The 18,513-nt window shown below is 67.3% G+C and carries 16 protein-coding genes; 3 read left to right on the top strand and 13 right to left on the bottom strand.

Going from position 1 to position 18,513, the window contains the following annotated elements:
• Positions 1-129 precede the first annotated feature (129 nt).
• From WFL22_RS00360 to truB, 9 genes are all read right to left on the bottom strand, one after another.
• Positions 130-1,791 (bottom strand): GerMN domain-containing protein, encoded by a 1,662-nt coding sequence (locus WFL22_RS00360; RefSeq protein ID WP_336990993.1) that lies wholly within the window; start codon positions 1,789-1,791, stop codon positions 130-132.
• Positions 1,788-3,512 carry an MtrAB system histidine kinase MtrB gene (gene mtrB / locus WFL22_RS00355; protein ID WP_336990992.1) on the bottom strand — a complete coding sequence of 575 codons (1,725 nt, stop codon included), beginning with the start codon at positions 3,510-3,512 and terminating at the stop codon, positions 1,788-1,790. Before mtrB ends, WFL22_RS00360 begins: the two co-directional genes overlap by 4 nt.
• A gap of 8 nt (positions 3,513-3,520) precedes the next feature.
• Positions 3,521-4,204 (bottom strand): MtrAB system response regulator MtrA, encoded by a 684-nt coding sequence (gene mtrA / locus WFL22_RS00350; RefSeq protein ID WP_336652737.1) that lies wholly within the window; start codon positions 4,202-4,204, stop codon positions 3,521-3,523.
• Between the two features lie 57 nt (positions 4,205-4,261).
• Entirely contained in the window at positions 4,262-4,711 is a 450-nt protein-coding gene (locus WFL22_RS00345) for a metallopeptidase family protein (protein WP_336990991.1), read from the bottom strand.
• Between the two features lie 44 nt (positions 4,712-4,755).
• Positions 4,756-6,153, bottom strand: coding sequence for a DUF5719 family protein (locus tag WFL22_RS00340; protein ID WP_336990990.1), 1,398 nt, complete (start codon positions 6,151-6,153; stop codon positions 4,756-4,758).
• Complete coding sequence (locus tag WFL22_RS00335) at positions 6,150-9,152, bottom strand: glycosyltransferase family 2 protein (protein WP_336990989.1); 3,003 nt, start codon at positions 9,150-9,152, stop codon at positions 6,150-6,152. Before WFL22_RS00335 ends, WFL22_RS00340 begins: the two co-directional genes overlap by 4 nt.
• Before the next feature lie 151 nt (positions 9,153-9,303).
• Complete coding sequence (locus WFL22_RS00330; protein ID WP_336991782.1) at positions 9,304-9,522, bottom strand: WhiB family transcriptional regulator; 219 nt, start codon at positions 9,520-9,522, stop codon at positions 9,304-9,306.
• A gap of 252 nt (positions 9,523-9,774) precedes the next feature.
• A complete protein-coding gene (locus WFL22_RS00325; RefSeq protein WP_336652741.1) occupies positions 9,775-10,131 on the bottom strand; it encodes a hypothetical protein in 357 nt (118 codons plus the stop codon).
• Positions 10,128-11,162, bottom strand: a complete 1,035-nt coding sequence (truB, locus tag WFL22_RS00320; RefSeq protein ID WP_336990988.1) for a tRNA pseudouridine(55) synthase TruB — start codon at positions 11,160-11,162, stop codon at positions 10,128-10,130. The genes WFL22_RS00325 and truB overlap by 4 nt, the downstream gene beginning before the upstream one ends.
• A gap of 179 nt (positions 11,163-11,341) precedes the next feature.
• Between truB and WFL22_RS00315 the strand changes: the two genes are divergently transcribed.
• Positions 11,342-12,226, top strand: a complete 885-nt coding sequence (locus WFL22_RS00315) for an A/G-specific adenine glycosylase (RefSeq protein WP_336990986.1) — start codon at positions 11,342-11,344, stop codon at positions 12,224-12,226.
• Positions 12,227-12,278: 52 nt separating this feature from the next.
• Here WFL22_RS00315 and rbfA read toward each other — a convergent pair whose 3' ends face one another.
• Positions 12,279-12,716 carry a 30S ribosome-binding factor RbfA gene (gene rbfA, locus WFL22_RS00310; RefSeq protein WP_336652744.1) on the bottom strand — a complete coding sequence of 146 codons (438 nt, stop codon included), beginning with the start codon at positions 12,714-12,716 and terminating at the stop codon, positions 12,279-12,281.
• Positions 12,717-12,797: 81 nt separating this feature from the next.
• Between rbfA and WFL22_RS00305 the strand changes: the two genes are divergently transcribed.
• Both WFL22_RS00305 and WFL22_RS00300 read left to right on the top strand, forming a co-directional pair.
• Positions 12,798-13,235 (top strand): helix-turn-helix transcriptional regulator, encoded by a 438-nt coding sequence (locus WFL22_RS00305; RefSeq protein WP_336990984.1) that lies wholly within the window; start codon positions 12,798-12,800, stop codon positions 13,233-13,235.
• Positions 13,236-13,245: 10 nt separating this feature from the next.
• A complete protein-coding gene (locus WFL22_RS00300) occupies positions 13,246-13,656 on the top strand; it encodes a VOC family protein (RefSeq protein WP_336990983.1) in 411 nt (136 codons plus the stop codon).
• A gap of 153 nt (positions 13,657-13,809) precedes the next feature.
• Here the strand turns inward: WFL22_RS00300 and infB are convergent, their stop codons facing one another.
• From infB to nusA, 3 genes are all read right to left on the bottom strand, one after another.
• A complete protein-coding gene (gene infB / locus WFL22_RS00295) occupies positions 13,810-16,545 on the bottom strand; it encodes a translation initiation factor IF-2 (protein ID WP_336990981.1) in 2,736 nt (911 codons plus the stop codon).
• A 74-nt stretch (positions 16,546-16,619) separates the two neighbouring features.
• Positions 16,620-16,877 (bottom strand): YlxR family protein, encoded by a 258-nt coding sequence (locus tag WFL22_RS00290; protein WP_336991780.1) that lies wholly within the window; start codon positions 16,875-16,877, stop codon positions 16,620-16,622.
• Between the two features lie 433 nt (positions 16,878-17,310).
• Positions 17,311-18,306, bottom strand: coding sequence for a transcription termination factor NusA (nusA, locus tag WFL22_RS00285; protein ID WP_336652748.1), 996 nt, complete (start codon positions 18,304-18,306; stop codon positions 17,311-17,313).
• Positions 18,307-18,513 lie beyond the last annotated feature (207 nt).

Raw genomic sequence — 18,513 nt, 5'->3', positions numbered from 1 at the left:
GCCGCACCCACCGTTGAGACGCTCACTGTGAGCGGAGTCTGCTCACAGTGCGAGAAACCCAGCGAATCAGTTGCGTAGGCGGATCCGCAACACACGGCAGCCCCGCGGCGAGCGCGCACCCGCCCGGATTCACCCCCGCTTCGCGAGCAGCGACACCCCGCTATCCATGCGCTGCCAGCCGCTGCCCTGCGCCGCGAAAAGATCGCCGCTCTCGCTGCGCACGCGCAGCTGCGTGCGTCCGCCCCCGCCCGACACTTGCGTGCCACCCGAAATCGAACCGCCCTGCTCCACGCCGAAGCGACCCGGACCGCCGACAGTCACCTTGCCGGCGTCGTCGACGCGGGTCAAGGCAACAAAGCTCTGCTGCCCCACCCAGTCGAGATCCGTCGGCTTCCCAGCCGCCCACATCTGCACATCGGCTTCCTCCGTCGTCGCAACAGGCACACCGTTCTCGCCCCGCACCACCCCGGCAACGAGCACCTGGCTGCCGGAGTCGCTGGACACGAGCGCCGCGATCCGCGCCCCCTCAGGCGACACCCGCACCGCAACCGGTTCGCGCCCCGCAAGCCACGGTGCCGGGATTGTCATAGACGAACCGTCAGGGCCCCACACCTGCAACTGCTGCGCCGAAGACCGCTGCACCGTCCAGACATGGCCGAAGATATCGACCCCGGGCTCGAGCAGCCCACCACGGGCATCGACCAGCACGCGACCGTCAGCGTCGAGGCGCGTCACACCCTCGGCGTTCAGCACCGCCGCCGTCTTCCCGTCGAGCGAGAGCGCCACCGCCTTCGGCGCGAACGCCGCGATGCCCTCCGTGAACCCCGGCGCAGCCGCGAAACGGTCGGAGATGAGCGTGCCGAAGCGCCCGTCGACGAGCACCGACGGCTCATACACTTCGCTGAGCACGCTCGGCCCGGTGCCCTCTGGGGGAGGCTGCACCTGCACCCCGTCGACGAACATGTCGAAGCCGTTGACATCGGCAACGGTCTGCAGGCTCATGCGCACCTGCTGATACACCTCGGCGAGCTGATTCTGACCACCCTGCAAGAGCGCACCGGAAAGATCAATCCGCGCCCGGCCATCGACCACGGGAACCGCATTCGACACGAGCGACGTGCCCGAGGGGAATCCGCTGTGCACGGCCTCGCGCAGCCGCTCCGATGGCCCATCGAGCAGTCTGCTCACGATCGCCGTCGGCAGCGACGAACGGTTCAAGAACCAGCGCGTGTCGGGCACGAGCAGTTCACCAGGCCCCACGAAGTACAGCTGCCGCGGCGACCAGATCGAGGTGAACGTGGTGCTGTCGAGGATCACGCCAGCCGGTGCCGACGAGATGCGCCACTCCCCGGAAACCTTCGTGAACTCGAACCGCATATCCGTTGCCGGCCCCGGCGGCACCGGCAGCATCACACCGCTCTCGTCGACCTTTGCAACTGCGGCGAGCGACAGCACACCCGCAGCCTCGCCCTCGGCCCGATACGGGCGGCTGCCGTCATCGATGAGCACTCCCAGATGCGGATCCCACTGCCCCGCATACTCGGGTGCCAGGAACTCCCGCGCCACAGCGTAGTCGTCAGCACTCGAAGACGCCGCTTCGACAAAACCGCGCACCACGTCTTTCTGGCTCGCGCCAGAGGACGGACCCGAAGGAATGCTCTGCCACGTCTGGTCGACCTGCTGCAGATTCGTGAGCCCCGGCTGCACCGCCCCGGAGGAGGGGATCGCCGCGCACCCCGCAAGCAGCGTCACCGCCGCAAGCGCAGCCGCCGCACTCGTCCACCTGGTCATCGCCGCTCCTTTCGGATGCGCCGGCCCGGGCGCCGCAACCACCCGCCGGTCTTCTGCTGATCGCCCGCATCGGCCTCGACGTCATCCGGAACAAGCGGCAACGGCGACATGAAACTCGTGATCGCATCCCCGCGCGGCAGCGTCAGTCTGAAATTGGAGCCCTCACCGGGCCGTGACCAGGCCTCCAGAATGCCGCCGTGCACCGCGGCATCCTCCTGCGCAATCGCGAGGCCGAGGCCCGTGCCGCCGAGGGTGCGTTTGCGCGAGGGATCCGCCCGCCAAAAACGATCGAAGACGTGCTCGACATCCTCCGCCCGCATGCCGACCCCCCAGTCACGCACCGCGATCGAGATCGCCGCAGCATTGGAATCGATCGTCACCACGATCGGATGCCCCTCGCCGTGCTCGATCGCGTTGCCCACGAGGTTCGAGACGATACGGCGTATCCTGCGGGCATCGACCTCGACAGGCGCGTACCCGCCGAGCGGCCGCACCTCGATCAGGCTGTCCGACAGCGGCTGCAGGCCGTCAACAACCTCGTGCGCGAGCGACACCAGGTTAGTGGGCTCGGTATCGAGCGTCACCCTCCCGGCGTCATAGCGCGAGATCTCGAGCAGATCACCCAGCAACGACTCGAAACGCTCAACCTGCGTTCCGAGCACCTCGACGGCGCGCTGCTGGCCGGGGCCGAGCCCTTCGGCGCTGTTCTGCAGCACCTCACTCGCAAGCCTGATCGTGGTCAGCGGCGTACGCAGCTCATGCGACACGTCCGAGACGAAGCGCTGCTGCATTTCAGAAAGGTGGTCGAGCTCACGGATACGGGCTTGCAGGGTGTCGGCCATGTCGTTGAAGCCCTCTGACAACGCATCGAAGTGCTCATCGTTCTGCCAGGGCATGCGGGCGTCGCTCTCGCCCGCTGCAAGCCGCCTGCTGGTGTCGGCTGCAGCGCGGATCGGTCGGAACACGATCCGCGTCATGATCCACACCAGGATGCCGATGAACGCCATCATCGCCGCCGCCGTGATGAGCAGCGTACGCTGCACGAAACTCAGGGTGTCTTCGGTGTCGGCGAGGTTGTAGCCGATGAAGAGATCGTAGCTGCCGGCCTCCGCAGGGAAGGTCAGGGTCGAGCCCACCACAATGCCGGCCGACTGCGAACCGTCGTCACCGTGGAACGTGACGGCCTGCCAGTGCTGCGGCGGGGTACCGCTGCCGACAGCACGGCTCAGCTCCGCACTCACCGCCTCGCGCAGCATCGCGCTCGTCGCAGCCGAAGAAGGTGCCTCGGGGTAGGACGGCTGACCGGGCTGCCGTCGCAGGTACACGAGCTGGCTTGCCGAAGTGTCTTGCACCGTTCGCCGCACGGACACGGCCAGCTCTCTGAGCCCCACCGCGTCGGTGGCCTCAGAAGCATCGATCTGACGCTGCGCGGCGAGCGTCGCGCGCGCAGAATCCTGCAATGCCTGATCACGGCGCGACGAGTAGAGATCGTCGCTGATGCTCGTCAGTGTGAACACGCCCGCGACGAAAATGATAAAGCCCGTCACCAGGCCCGTGATCGTCATGGTGCGCAGCATCAACGAACGCCGCCACCTGGCACGGAACGGTCCGAGCACCGGTTGCGTGGCCCTGAACCAGCGCAGCTGCAGACGCCGCAGCGCAATACCCGCGCGGGATCGCCCCCGGTGCGGCAGGGGCGGCTGCGCTCGGAGGGAGGGCACGGGCACCCCTACTCGACGGGTGTGCCGGCGCGGTAGCCGACTCCGCGCACAGTTGTCACAATGGTCGGGTGATCAGGATCTTGCTCGATCTTGGCCCGCAGCCGCTGCACATGCACGTTCACAAGCCTCGTGTCGGCCTTGTACTGGTAGCCCCACACCTTCTCGAGCAGCACCTCGCGGGTGAACACCTGCTGTGGTTTGCGGGCGAGGATCGCCAGCAGATCGAACTCGAGCGGGGTGAGCGGGATCGGCTGCGAGCCGCGCCGCACCTCGTGCGCCGAGACATCAATCGTGAGATCGCCGATGCGCAGCGTCTCGGCGGCGTCCTGCTGTGGCTCCCGCAAACGCGCGCGGATGCGTGCGATCAGCTCGGCAGGGTTGAACGGCTTGACGACGTAGTCGTCTGCGCCGGCTTCGAGACCGCGCACTACATCACGCGTGTCGGTGCGTGCGGTGAGCATGATGATCGGGGTGCCTGATTCGGCGCGGATTTGCTCCGCAACCTCAATGCCGTCGAGGCCGGGAAGCATCACATCGAGCAACACCAGGTCCGGTCGCATCTCGCGAAACTTTTCGACGGCCTCCGCACCGTCGACCGAGAAATCAGTGGCGAAGCCCTCACCCTGCAGCACCATGCCGAGCATCTCAGCAAGGGCCCTGTCATCGTCAACCACCAGGATGCGCGCGCTCATGGTTCCCATTATGGCCGCTCCTCCTCTGAGTCGGTGGATTGCGGCGACACCAGCCGCTCAGTAGTGCTCGAAGCGGCCAGGCAGCAGCTCCCACGGCTCCCGGCCGAGATACTCGCACACCGCCTGGTAGACGCAGTGCTCTACGAAGTAGCGGCGGTGCTCGGCATCATCGACGTGCAGGCCACGAGCCCGCTGGATCGGCATGCGATACATGATGATCGTGCGAGCGGCGCGATCAACCGAGTAGAAGAGCGGAAACTTGCTCTCACCGCGCCCGGTCGGCGCCGTCTGAAAACCGATCTGCACCTCGCGCAGCTCATCGGGAAAGCTCGATTGCAGCAACTCGACTGCGCCGCGCGCATCGGCCTCGAAGCGCAGCACGCGGGCGTTGGGGTCTGGCAGGCCGGCACCCGTGAGGGAAGATCGCATCGCCCGCCGCCCGTGCCGCCGCTGCGCGCGCGCAGGGGCGGGGGCGGGGGCGGAGGGCTTGCGATCGCGTCGGAACATGACACCCAGTCTACGGCCGTGCCGCCCGCGCGGGGCGCGCAAGGTCAGCGGGTGTAGACGGTAAGCGCGCCCTCTCGCGGATCGGGGGCGAGCACGGGATACCCGGCGATCAAGCCCCCGCTCACGTAACGCACCCCGGCATACACGGGAACCGAGCTCGTGAGCAGGGCATCAGCGGGAGCCTGCACCACAGCAGCAGCACCGGCAGGCAACTTCTGCGTGCGGGGCGCACCGCCGCCATCGGCCTGCTCGATCACCAATTTGGCTTCAACGTCACCGGGGTTGACCACGACGAGCTCGCCACCCGCAACCACGGGCACCGCTGCAGGCATCTCAGCAGCAATAACCGGGGCCGGTGCGAACCACTCGTAATCGTGCCCTTCGGCAACCGTCGCGGAGCCGAGCGCCGCAGCGATCACCGGCACATCCGCATTCACCATCACCGCTTGGGCGCCCTCGGGCCAGTGCGGCACGAGCAGTTCACCGACCGACGCCCCGCTGAGCGCAATATCGCCGAGATCGGTGATGCCCCCGCTCGCGTCGACGGCGCGCACCTGGGCGCGGCCCTCCTCACCGCCGGGCGCGAGCACCCGCACGGCCACAGGGAAGTCGTCGCCCTCACCGGAATCGCTCGGGCCGTGGCCGTGGTCGCTTCGATTCGCAACCCCTGGAATCACGAGCGCAGTCTCCGGGTCGACCTGACGGGTCACCGACGACACCGCGAACGGCGAAATACCGGAGGTCTGACCCACGCCCAGCGTTGCTGTGACGGGTGCGCCCGTGCTGATCACACGGACGGCGACCCGCTCCCGCTCGGGGGCATAGCCATTCAGCGACACCGTCTGCATGGTGCCAGCGGCAACGAGCACACCCGCGGTCTGCACCGCATCGACAGGGCCGGACTCGTCATAGACGCTGATCTGCACAGTGGCCGGAACAGAGCCGGGATTGCCCAGGCTGAGCGTCGTCGACACCCCGAGCATTGTGGAACCGCCGAGTAGCCACTGCTCGTTCAACGGCTCAGCGCAGGCGCTCGCCGCCGCACCGCTCAGAGTCTCAGTGCTCACTGCCTGGATCTGCGCGGCGGCCAGCGGCTCATCGGCGGGAGCTTCGATCACCAGCGGCGACGATGCTCCGCCCTCCGGCCGCACCAGGCTTCCGACCTCGCTCGGTGCGCCCGAGATCGCCACAGCGGGACTCCCTGTTGGCACGGCCACCCCGGGCTGGGAAGGATCGGCGCCAAGCTCTCCGAACGGACCGGCGCAAACCAGGCTGCGCACCGTGTTCTGGGTGCTGTCGACGGTCACAGCGATCGGGGCGCGCTCAACCGCGGGCAGTTCGGTCTGGCTGAGCAGCAGCACCGCGGTCGCGCACACGCCGACCACGACAAGGCCCGTCGCAGCGCGCGCGCCGCCGCGAAGCACTCGGGAACGATCACTCATCGTGGGTCTCCGTTCTCGGGATGCTCGGGATACTCGGGATGCTCGGCCACAGGAAGCCCGCTCGCCGGGCCCTCCTGGCCCGCAGGAGCGGTGGCCCCAGCACCCTGATCCGCCACTGATTCGACCGGAGCCACAGCAGGCGCGGCAGCCACCGGTGCCGCAGCATCAACCGGGCTCGCCTGCACCGGCAGCCGAGATCTAGCAGCGGCGCGCTTCGCCGCGCGGCGACTCGGCCGCTTGCGACGCTCGGGCCGGTAGGTGACCTCACCCGTCGGCAACGCCAGCAGCACCACGGCGATCAGCACCACAAGCTGAATGCCCCAGATCGTGCTCCCCGTCAACGAGGTGCCGCCGAGCCTGGTGCCCGCATCGCCCTGCGAGTCGGCAACGGACTCGGGATCCGCCACCCGCCACAGCAGCCCCTGCGAGGTCAGACCCGCGCTCGCAAGCGCAGCATGCTGGTCGAACACGCGCTGCAACTGCGCCCGCTCCACATCGCTGCCACTGTTCACCAGCAACACAAACCCAATACCCTCGTCTCGCAGGCTCTCGCGCATATCGGCTCCGCCCACGCTCGCGAGACCGCCCACAAGCTCGGCAAGGCGACGATCCTCCGCAGTCTCAACGGGGGCCGCAAGCGAGGAGCGGATGCGATCAAGCCGCAGACCGCTTCCCGTCACCAGCTCGGCGCGCACGCTATGACCCGCCTCCGGAGTGAGCACCAGCGTGCGCACATCAGCATCGTTCTCACCCGCAGCCTGCACCAGCGCAGGCATCTGCGCGCTCGCCGGCACGAACGGCACACGATTCAACAGCAGGTTGCCGGCCACCGGCACCACCGCGAGCAGTGCAGCCACAAGCGCCACCGCAACAACAGGCGCCGCACCGCGCCGCAGCGCCGTCGCACCCACCGCCGCAAGACTCAGCACCGCAATCCAATACACGGCAAGCCCCGAACCCGTCCACACGGACACGCTCTGCTCACCGACGATCGCAATCTGCAACTGCCCGGCCGCAATCGCCGTCAACATACCCAGCCCGCCGAGCACAGCATTGAACACCGTGACCGCAACACGGCCCGTGAACAAGCCCAGCAGCGCGAGCAGTGCGATCGGAGCCATGAGTACCCCGACCAGCAACGTGGCAGGCGGCCCGCCCAGACCGATCCCGTCGAGAATGGCACCCCACCCCTCAAGACCGAACTCGGGAAAGCCGAGCAGCAGGTGCCAGGTGGTGCCCGCGTCAAAAGGCACGATCACGCCCGGATCGCGCAGCAGATCCAGCGGGCGACCGTTCACGAGCAGATAGACGACCTTCGGCGCGAACAGCACCGCAGGCAGCAGCGCCGTGGTGAGCACGCGCGCGGCACCCCGCAGCGTGCTGAACAGTCCCACTACGAGCAGCACTAGCGCCGCGGGAATGAGAATCGGTGCCGCAGCGAGTGCCACCGCGGCAAGCAGCGATGCCGTACCCGCCCAGCTCCACGACTCGCGGCAACGGGTCGCAGCCAGCAGCAGCCACGGCAGCACGATGGCGAGCACCAGAGTGGGCAGACGCCCCGATTCGAGCGAACCGAGCAGCACCGGGCTCAGCGCAAAGCCGAGACTCAGCAGCACACGCGCTGCTCGCGACTCCGTGAGCTGCGCCCCCCAGATCCAGCCGCCCAGCGCGGTGAGCGGGATCGCTGCGATCATCAGCAGCACGAGGGCGTGCGACGGGTTCCAGAAGGTCAACGTTCCCAGCAGGGCGAGCACCCAGGTGAACGGATCAGCGGGCACGCCGCCGAGGGGGCGCGTGTTCCACCACAGCTGATCGATCGCGCTGAGCGGTGCGAGCCCCCCACCGGCAAGGCTCGTCTGCGGGAACGCCCACCAGGTAAGCGCAACCGCAGCAACCAAGGCGGCGACAAGCACCCCAAGGCCACCGCTCGAAATGAAGTGCAGCTCACGCCGCTGCCTACCGGAGGAGGCGAGGATCGCCTCTCTGTCGATCATGCGCGAGGTGCGCACGCTCTTGGGATCCACCCGCAACTGCCTGATCGCGGGCCAGCCAGCAGTCGAATGCGCGCGGATGCGACGGCGCGACGCGATGATCGCGTGCGGCCTGAAGAACACGGTGAGCGCCGCCACGAACTCGCCGAGCATGTAGCCCGGCTGCTCGCGGATCAGCGACCACAGCACGCGCAGCACGGCGTATACGGGCAACCCAAGCCACTCGAAGAAGGCGACGGGTGCCGGAGCGTATGAGATCCGCCGGTGCAGTTGCGAGGTGCGGGCCTGCCGGTGCGCCGCACGCAGCACCGAGCGGCGACGGTCGAGGTGGGGGCCTGCCACGCCGCTCTGCGCGAAGCGCACCCGCGACGCTGGCGCGACCTCGACACGGTGCCCCGCAAGTCTGGCGCGCACGCAGAAGTCGAGCCCGTCGTCGTAGACGGGCAGCGCAGGATCGAAACCGCCGAGCTGCTCCCAGATATCGCGCCGCACGAGCATGCCGACAGGGCCGACGCCCAACACATCCTGCAGGTGGTCGTACTGCTGCTGGTCGAGTTCCTGCCGGCGCAGCGTCCAACGCGAGCCGTAGCGGGTGAGGCTCTGGCCCAGCTCGATGATGCGCTCCGGGTGATCCCAGTCGACGAGCTTGGGGCCGGCGACCACCACCGAGGGGGCGCGCTGCACGCTGCTGAGAATGTGTTCGAGGGCCTGCGTCTCCGGGCAGGAGTCTTCGCTGAGCAGCCAGATCCAGTCGTCGACGCCCGCAACGGCCGGAACCGTCTGCACGGCGCGTGCAACAGCCTGACCGAATGAGAGCCGTGATGACAGGCCCACCACGCGCTCGGCACCGCTGTGCATGAGCTGCTCGCCGACCCGCTGCGCTCCCCCGTTGTTCACAGCCACGATCGCATCCGGTGCGACGGTCTGGCCCGCGATCCCGGCGATGGTCTGGTCGAGCCATTCGCCGCCCCGCTGGGCGACAAGAATGGCGGTTACTCTCGTACGCATATCGCGCTCAGTCTAGGCGGCGATGCCTGACGATCCCCGCCGCCATGCCAGGCAGCCGCCAAATAGCCATCGCCCCTGCCGCACGATTCGTCGAGGGCGCAGCTGGGGCGATGGTGAAGTTGAGGGTGCGGATCAGCCGCTGTGCGACGGCTCAGCCGGCCTCGCGGCGTAGCCTGCGGCGCTCACGCTCAGAGAGACCGCCCCAAATGCCGAAGCGCTCGTCATTCTGAAGCGCGTAGTCGAGGCATTCGGAGCGCACTTCGCAGCTCTCGCAGATGCGCTTGGCCTCTCGAGTCGATCCGCCCTTTTCGGGGAAGAATGCTTCAGGGTCGGTCTGCGCACAGAGGGCGTCGATCTGCCAGGCGAGCACTTCTTCGTCACTGCGAACCCCCGGAACACCGAGGAAGACGGGGTCGACGAACCAGTTTCCCGGAACGGGGGTCTGCGACGGATCCGACACTGTCGCTCCTTTCCTCTCCTCCGGGGCACGCGATGCGCGCTGATACCTCACAATTACATCGGTGTGATTCGTTCAAGTCAAGCCGGGAAGTTTAAACCCTCAATCACTGCTTGAGGGTGGAAGACACGCCAGCGTGTCGCAAACGTGTCACCAGCGCCCGCTCTAACCCCAGATCACCAGCATGCGGTAGCTCATCACAGCCACCGCAAGGTGCACCACCGCGAGCACCAGATTGGCCCAGCGAGTGCGATCCACCAGCGCCCAGAACCCGGCAGCCGGCGGCAGCAGGAACGCCACAATCAGGTACATCCAGAATTCAAGCGGATCACCCACCGCGGTATTGCCCGCGAACGGCGCCGCAATCGAAATGACAATCTGCGCGAGCAACAGCAGCGTCACCAGCAGAGTTGCACCCATCGTGAAGTCATCAGGCCCCCGCTTCCGCAGCGCCGCGACCAAACACAGCGCTGCCCCGGCAAGCGCGACCGCAATCAGAACGACGGTGAACCAGAGGATCACGCGGCACCCCCCACATCGCTCGCACCGTTCGCAGCTGCATCCGCACCCGCGCCCGCAGCCGCATCCGGGGTCGGAAAATTCGTAACCACCCTCGTGCGCCCGCGTTTCACCTCGACAAGCCCCACAAGCCGCCCATCAGGCGCAACAGCGGCCACCAGTTTCGCATCGGGGCACACCTCCGGATCCACATCCACCCGCTTGCCGTGCCCCAGATCGATAGCCTGCTCCGCCGTCAGCACCAGCTCGGGAAACAGCGCGGTCGCCACCGCAGTCGGCTCAGCAAGCGCGCCGATCCGACCCTCCACCAACTGCTCAATGGAGGTGACACCCTCCACCGCAAACGGGCCAACCTCAGTGCGCCGCAGCGCCGTCAAATGCCCGCCAACTCCGAGCGCAGCCCCCACATCACGGGCGAGCGCGCGAATATAGGTGCCAGACGAACACCGCACCGTCGCCTCGATATCGAGCACCGCATACTCGCCGCCGTCAGGGCCCACAGCAAGACCGGCCCGCGGCTCACCGATCTCGAAGGCGTGGATCGTCACCGGCCGCTTCTGCAACTCAACATGCTCACCGGCCCGCACCCTGTCGTAGGCGCGGCGCCCGTCGACCTTGATCGCACTCACCGCGCTCGGCGCTTGCTCGATGTCACCCGTCAGCTCGGCAACTGCTGCAACGATGCGGGCCGGATCGGCCGCGAGGCGGGCCACATCAGCCGGATCCGCAATGCTCACGGTATCGCCCTCGCGGTCGTCGGTGACCGTCGCAGAGCCGAGGCGGATCGTCGCCGTGTAGGTCTTGTCCAGGCCCACGAGGTGGGTGAGCAACCGCGTCGCAGGGCCGGCGCCGAGCACCAGCAAACCCGTTGCCATCGGGTCGAGGGTGCCAGCATGCCCCACCTTGCGGGTGCCGAGCGCACGCCGCGCCTTGGCGACGACGTCGTGGCTGGTCCACCCCTCAGCTTTGTCGATCAGCAGGATCGCCCCCTGCGGGGGCAGCGGGCCGGGCGCGTTCTGAGCCTGATTCGTCACCCCCCAAGCCTAGCCCTGAGCGTGCGGGGTGAGCGGCCTCCGTTCACACCGTGGATCGCAGCTCAGGCCGAGGTTCTCGCCGAACACCTCAGTCTGAGCTGCAATCCACGCCTTGAGCTGCGGCGGGTGATGCATCCAGAGCCCCATGCTCGGAGTTGCGGATCGCTAGGCTATGGGCCGTGGACACCACTCCGATCGCGAGCGCACTCAACGCCTGGTACGCGCGCACCGCGCGAGAACTGCCCTGGCGCGCCGCTGCAGTGACGCCCTGGGCGATCCTCGTCTCCGAATTCATGCTGCAGCAGACCCAGGTCGACAGGGTCATCCCCCGCTGGACCGCCTGGATCGAGCGCTGGCCCACACCCTCAGCACTCGCCGCGGAGGAGCCAGGCGAAGCCGTGCGCGCCTGGGACCGTCTCGGCTACCCGCGCCGCGCACTCTGGCTGCACCGCGCCGCCATCGAAATCGCCGAACAGCACGGCGATCAGGTGCCCTCAGACGTGGATCAACTGCTCGCCCTCACCGGTATCGGCCCGTACACGGCGCGAGCCGTCGCAGCCTTCGCATTCGGCGAACGGCACCCCGTCGTCGACACCAACACCAGACGCGTGCTCGCCCGCATGATGCACGGGAAAGCCGCCGCAGGCATGCCCGCGCCCAGCGACCTGAGCGACATGGAGCAGCTGCTGCCCGAACAGCCCGAAGCGGCTGCCGTCTGCAACGCCGCCGCGATGGAGCTCGGTGCCGTGGTCTGCACTGCGCGCGCACCCCGCTGCGACGCCTGCCCTGTTGCACAGTGGTGCGAATGGCGCGGCGCGGGCTATCCCGACAATGCCCCATCAAAGCGACCACGGCAGGCCAAGTTCGCAAGCAGCGACCGCCAGGTGCGCGGCCGCATCATGGCCGTGCTGCGCAACGCCGCAGCCCCCGTCTCAACAGCGCAGGCCCTCGCTGCCGCAGCCGATGGAGGCGTGCGCGACCCCGAGCAGCCTCGCCGAGCCTACGACTCCCTCATCACCGACGGGCTGATGGTCGAGTTCGACGGAACCGTGCGCCTGCCCTGAGCAGACCCGCACTGCCCGTGCCGCGCACAGCCCGCGGCTGCGTCAGCGCGGATCAGCGCTCGTCGTCGTCTTCTTCGCGAGGCTTCACATAGGGGTCGGCCTCGCCGGCGTACTGGGCGCCGGCAGCGAGTGCCGCAGCCTCTTCGTCGCGGCGCTTCGCCTCGGCCAGCAGATCGTTGAGGTGCTGCGCGCTCTCGGGAAGCTCGTCGTGGATGAACTCGAGCACAGGCGTGAGCCGGGTGCCCAGCTGCTTGCCCACCTCGGTGCGCAGCATGCCGGTGGCAGCCTTCAGCGCCGCCGCCGAATCGGCCTGCTCCTTCTCATCGCCGTACACCGTGTAGAACACACTCGCCTGCTGCAGATCACCCGTGACGCGCACATCGGTGATCGTCACGAAACCGAGGCGCGGATCCCGCAGCCCCTTCTCCAGCCTGCGCGCGATGATCTGCTGGATGCGCTCTGCCACCTTGCCGGCCCTCGGATTGCTCATACCACCAGCCTACCGCCAGCCCCCGACACGCAGCGCACCGGCCCTGTCGCTCCGAGCGGTCGGATCCGCGAAGATGGACCCGTGAGCAGAGCCGACGAAGACCGCCTGCACGATCTCGTGCGGCTGCGGAAGGTGCGCGACCGCATCGACCGCGACTACGCCAGCCCCCTCGACGTGGCCTCGCTGGCCAGCGGCGTCGGCTTCTCGGCGGGGCATCTCAGCCGCGAATTCAAAGCCGCGTACGGCGAATCCCCCTACAGCTACCTCATGACGCGCCGCATCGAACGCGCCATGACACTGCTGCGCCGCGGCGACCTCAGCGTCACCGAGGTGTGCTTCGCCGTGGGATACGGCTCGCTCGGCACCTTCACCACCCGATTCACCGAACTCGTCGGCATGTCGCCCGGGCGCTACCGCAGGGAGGGCTGCGAACCGCTCGCCGGGCTGCCAGGCATCATCACGATGCGCGCCACGAAACCGGTCAGGAATCGAGAAGTTTCTCGCTCAGACGGTGAGTAGCGTGACGGGCATGAAGATCAACATTCACGTCACATTCCTGCCCCACACCGACCCCGAGGCCTCCCTGGCGTTCTACCGCGACGTGCTCGGATTCGACGTTCGCAATGACGTCGGATACGCAGACATGCGCTGGATCACGGTCGGCCCGCCCAACCAGCCCGATACCTCTATCGTGCTCACACCCCCCGCCATCGACCCTGGTCTCACCGACGACGAGCGCCGCGTCTTGCGCGAACTCGTCGCGAAGGGTGCCTACGCCTCAGTCGTCTTCGCGACCGACGAACTGCAGCCGCTCTTCGAGAAGGTCGAGGCCTCCGGCGTCGATGTGCTCCAGGAGCCCATGGACCAGGACTGGGGCACCCGCGACTTCGCCTTCCGCGACCCCGCGGGCAACACCGTCCGCGTGCAGCAGCTCGCCTGATCCGCCCCCCCCCTGCATACTCTAAGCTTGCCGCCGCCTTCCCCCTAGCTCAACAGCAGCAGGGTGCAGGCCGGAGCAGCTGCAATGCAGACAGGGGCGGGGCGCATCGGCGCATTGCCGACCCGCCCCGCCCCTGTTCGCGGGAACCGCTCGCTACGCGCGCGGCTTCTCCACCATCTCAGTGGTCTCGATCTCGTCACCCGGCTGGATGTCGTTGTACTTGCCGAGGCCGATACCGGCCTCGAAGTCGGTCTTGACCTCGGTGACGTCGTCCTTGAAGCGACGCAGCGACTCGATGGCCAGGCCATCGGCGATCACCACACCCTCACGGATGACGCGTGCCTTCGCGTTGCGCGTGATCGTACCGCTGCGCACGATGACACCGGCGATGTTGCCGAACTTCGAGGAGCGGAACACCTCGCGGATCTCGGCCACACCCGACTGGACCTCTTCGTACTCAGGCTTGAGCATGCCCGTGAGCGAGTTCTCGATGTCGTCGAGCGCGTTGTAGATGACGTTGTAGAAGCGGATGTCGATACCCTCGCGCGCAGCACGCTCGCGAGCCTTGACGTCCGGCCGCACGTTGAAGCCGATGACGATCGCGTTGTCGATCGTGGCAAGATCCACGTCCGACTCGGTGATCGCGCCGACGCCGCGGTGCAGAATACGCAGCTGGACCGAATCGTCGACCTCGATCTTCATCAGCGACTCCTCGAGCGCCTCCACAGCACCCGACACGTCACCCTTGATGATGAGGTTGAGCGACTCGACCTTGCCATCCTCGAGAGCCTTCGTGAAGTCTTCAAGGCTGATGCGCTTGCGGGCCTTCGCGAGCTGGGCGTTGCGCTCGGCAGCCTCACGCTTCTCAGCGATCTGGCGGGCCGTGCGGTCCTCGGAGGTGACGATGAAGTTATCGCCGGCGCGCGGAACGCTCGACAGACCCTGCACCTGCACCGGACGCGAGGGAAGCGCCTCGAGCACGGGATCGCCGTTCTCGTCGCTCATCGCACGCACACGACCGTAGGCGGTGCCCGCCACGATTGCATCGCCGACGCGCAGCGTACCCGACTGGATGAGCACTGTCGCGACGGATCCGCGGCCCTTGTCGAGCTTCGCCTCGATCGCGACACCGCGCGCATCCTTATCGGGGTTCGCACGCAGGTCAAGACCGGCGTCCGCGGTGAGCAGCACGGCGTCGAGCAGATCGGTGATACCGACGTTGTTCTTGGCCGAGACATCGACGAACATGACGTCGCCGCCCCACTCCTCGGAGACGAGACCGAACTCGGTGAGCTGCTGGCGCACCTTCTCGGGGTTCGCACCCTCCTTATCGATCTTGTTGACCGCGACCACGATCGGCACGTTCGCCGACTGGGCGTGGTTCAGCGCCTCGATCGTCTGCGGCATAATGCCGTCATCGGCAGCGACCACAAGGATCGCGATGTCGGTGACCTGCGCACCACGGGCACGCATAGCGGTGAACGCCTCGTGACCCGGGGTGTCAATGAAGGTGAGCGCGCGCTCCACGCCATCGTGCACGGTATGCACCTGGTAGGCGCCGATGTGCTGCGTGATCCCGCCGGCCTCGCCGCCGCCCACGTCTGCCTTGCGAATGGCATCGAGCAGTCGGGTCTTACCGTGATCGACGTGGCCCATGACGGTAACCACGGGAGGCCGCGGCTGCAGCACCTCGTCACCCTCGTCTTCGAGCTCGCCCTCGATATCGATATCGAAGCCCTCGAGCAGCTCGCGGTCTTCGTCCTCAGGCGAGACGATCTGGATCTTGTAGCCCAGCTCGTCGCCGAGGATCTCGAAGGTCGCCTCGTCAAGCGACTCCGTCGCAGTCGCCATCTCACCGAGGTGGAACAGGATCGTCACGAGGTTCGATGCACTCGTATCGATCTTGTCGGCGAAGTCAGAGAGCGATGCGCCGCGACGCAGACGGATCGGCGTGTTGCCGTCGCCGCGAGGAACCTGCACGCCGCCAATCGACGGCGCCTGGCGCATCTCGAACTCTTGCCGCTTCGCCCGCTTCGACTTGCGTGCCTTGCTCTTGGAGCCGCCACGGCCGAACGCACCGGCAGTGCCGGCACCACGACCACCGCGACCGCGACCAGCAAAGCCGCCGCCGGGACGGGGCCCACCGAAACCGGTGCCAGTGCCGGCACCGGGGCCGGTGCCACCGCCGCCGGGACGGTTGAATCCGCCGCCACCACCGGGACGACCGCCGCCGGGACGACCCGGACCACCGGGACGACCAGCACCCGCACCGGCACCCTGCGGGCGAGGAGCGGGACGGGGGATGTTGCCAGGGTTCGGGCGACCTGCGCCACCACTGCGGTTCATACCCTGGTTCGGCGCGAAGGGATTGTTGCCGGGACGCGGCGGGCGGGGAATGCCCATGCCCTGGCTCGACGCGAAGGGATTGTTACCCGGGCGGGGGCCTGCAGGCTTCGGGCCGGGCTTAGCACCCGGCTGCGATGCGGCCGCGGGCTTCGCGCCGGGCTTCGGTGCTGCCGCCGACTTCGGGGCAGCAGCCGATTTCGGAGCCTCCGCAGCACCAGCGGCGCCATCGGCCTTGGGGCTTGCGGGCTTCTTCGGAGCCTCAGCAGCGGGAGCTGCGGGCTCTTCGACTGCCTTCGGCGCCGGCTTCGGGCCGGGCTTGGGCGCTGCGGGCTTCTTGGCAGTCGGCTTCGCCTCGGACGGCGCATCGTCTTTCTTGGTCACGCCATCCGCCTCGAGGGCAGCCTTGACCTTGCGCGCCACCGGGGGCGCGATTGCGGACGAGGGCGCCTTGACGAACTCGCCCATCTCCTTAAGCTTTGCAAGGACGACCTTGCTATCGACACCGATCTCAGTAGCGATCTCGTGTACGCGTGGGTTTGCCACTTTTCTCCTGTCTGGGTTCACGCCAGACAGGCGAGAACCTTGGTTATCGGACGGGCCTCATTGTGAGCCGCTCATTAGTTGTCCATGAGTGTTTTCAGCCTGTTCTCTAAAGGGCCGGCGTCGGGCTTCCCCGACACCTTCAGCGCACGCGGAAAAACCCCGCGCGACACCGCTCGATTCAGACACTGCGCCGTGGGGTGCACCCAGGCTCCCCGCCCCGGAAGCACCGCACGATCATCGGCTACCAGCCGACCATCTTGCAGCACCACTCGCAGCAGTTCATCACGCGACGCACGCTTGCGGCACGTGACACAGGTCCGAATCGGATCCATCTTACCAGCTTCCTCCACGAGGCATCCTCCCGGGCGCTCCCCCGGCGTCCGCTCGCAGCGATCCCGGGCGTTGTCTCAGGTGGCGGATCGCAGTTCAGGCGGAGGATTCTCCTGCGACTCCTCCACCTGAACTGCGATCCACGCCCTGAAGAGAGCGCCCCAGTGGGTGATCTCAGTCGTTCATAATGCGGCGCGGTGGCGCCGCCGCGGATCGCGCAGAACCGCTGGCGCGCTTCTGCTCAAGCGATCCCCGCAGGCTGGATGTCTGTATTTGCTGCACTCGCCTGGCGCAGTGGCGCCACCGCAAAATGCGAGAAAACGCTGACGCGTTTTCCCTTGTAGCATTTCGCGCTCGCGAACCGGAGCGCGAAATCGCTGGCGCGATCTCTCTGAGCGCTCCGGCGCAAAGATCGAAACACCCAGCCCAATCATCTCAGTCGTTCATAATCGAATCGGGCTGGATGTCGATCTTTGCGCCCGTCAGTTTCGCGGCGAGGCGGGCGTTCTGACCCTCCTTGCCGATCGCGAGCGAGAGCTGGAAGTCGGGCACGAGGGCGCGCACCTGCTTCAGTGACTCGTTCAACATGAAGACGTCGGTCACCTTCGCGGGCGAGAGCGCATTCGCGACGAACGCCGGCAGCTGGGAGGAGTAGTCGACAATGTCGATCTTCTCCTCACCAAGCTCGCTCATCACCGCGCGCACGCGGCTGCCCATCTCACCGATGCAGGTGCCCTTGGCGTTGATGCCGGGCTGCTTCGCGCGAACAGCGACCTTCGTGCGGTGCCCCGCCTCACGGGCGAGTGACACGATTTCGACGATGCCTTCGGCGAGCTCGGGCACCTCACGTTCGAACAGCTTGCGCACGAGACCGGGGTGGGTGCGCGACACGATCACCTGCGGGCCCTTCAGACCCTTCGAAACGCTCGTAACGTAGACGCGGATACGCGCGCCGTGCGGGTACTTCTCGCCCGGTACCTGCTCCTCAGGGGGCAGGATCGCCTCAAGATCGCCCAGGTCGACGTGCACCATGCGTGGGTTGGGGCCCTGCTGCACGACGCCCGAAACGATCTGGCCTTCTTTGTCCTTGAACGCGCCGAGCACGGCGTCGTCGGTGAGGTCGCGCAGGCGCTGGTTGATGACCTGCTTCGCCGCGCTCGAAGCGACACGACCGAATTCGTCGGTGGTGACGTACGCCTCGCCGATGATCTCGCCCTGCTCGTCAAGCTCAGGCACGAGCACCGAGATCTGACCGGTCTTGCGGTCGAGGGTGACACGAACCTCGTCTTCTTTAGGAACCGGGATGTTCTGGTTCTCCGCGTGGCGCAGGTATGCGGACTGGATCGCCTGCTCGATGATCTCCACGAGCTCATCGAAGGGAATCTCCTTCTCACGCTCGATCTGTCGCAGTGTGACGAGTTCGATCTTCACGGCGCCTCCTTGAGTTATTGAAATGTCTATTCAGCTATCGATCCGGCATCGGATCAAACCAGCATTCTAACCCACGTGTCTCCGCAGCGGATCGGGGCCCCGGCCGGGTCACGCCCGATAGCCCTGTGGCGGCTGGGCGACCGGCTGGGGCGCCCGCCCAGATCGGGCGCAAGGGACGCCGGGCACCCGTTGCGAGGTGGGCCCTCG

This window comes from Leucobacter sp. VD1 (assembly GCF_037150695.1).
GTDB lineage: Bacteria > Actinomycetota > Actinomycetes > Actinomycetales > Microbacteriaceae > Leucobacter.
The sequence above is the reverse complement of the archived record's forward strand: the minus strand, read 5'-3'. Positions and strand labels throughout refer to the sequence as shown.

What these genes read in the sequence shown, in the direction of transcription:
- WFL22_RS00360 (WP_336990993.1), bottom strand. Translation starts at nt 1,791, where the DNA reads ATGACCAGGTGGACGAGTGCGGCGGCTGCGCTTGCGGCGGTGACGCTG.
- mtrA (WP_336652737.1), bottom strand. Translation starts at nt 4,204, where the DNA reads ATGAGCGCGCGCATCCTGGTGGTTGACGATGACAGGGCCCTTGCTGAG.
- WFL22_RS00345 (WP_336990991.1), bottom strand. Translation starts at nt 4,711, where the DNA reads ATGTTCCGACGCGATCGCAAGCCCTCCGCCCCCGCCCCCGCCCCTGCG.
- WFL22_RS00340 (WP_336990990.1), bottom strand. Translation starts at nt 6,153, where the DNA reads ATGAGTGATCGTTCCCGAGTGCTTCGCGGCGGCGCGCGCGCTGCGACG.
- WFL22_RS00335 (WP_336990989.1), bottom strand. Translation starts at nt 9,152, where the DNA reads ATGCGTACGAGAGTAACCGCCATTCTTGTCGCCCAGCGGGGCGGCGAA.
- rbfA (WP_336652744.1), bottom strand. Translation starts at nt 12,716, where the DNA reads ATGAGCAATCCGAGGGCCGGCAAGGTGGCAGAGCGCATCCAGCAGATC.
- WFL22_RS00300 (WP_336990983.1), top strand. Translation starts at nt 13,246, where the DNA reads ATGAAGATCAACATTCACGTCACATTCCTGCCCCACACCGACCCCGAG.
- WFL22_RS00290 (WP_336991780.1), bottom strand. Translation starts at nt 16,877, where the DNA reads ATGGATCCGATTCGGACCTGTGTCACGTGCCGCAAGCGTGCGTCGCGT.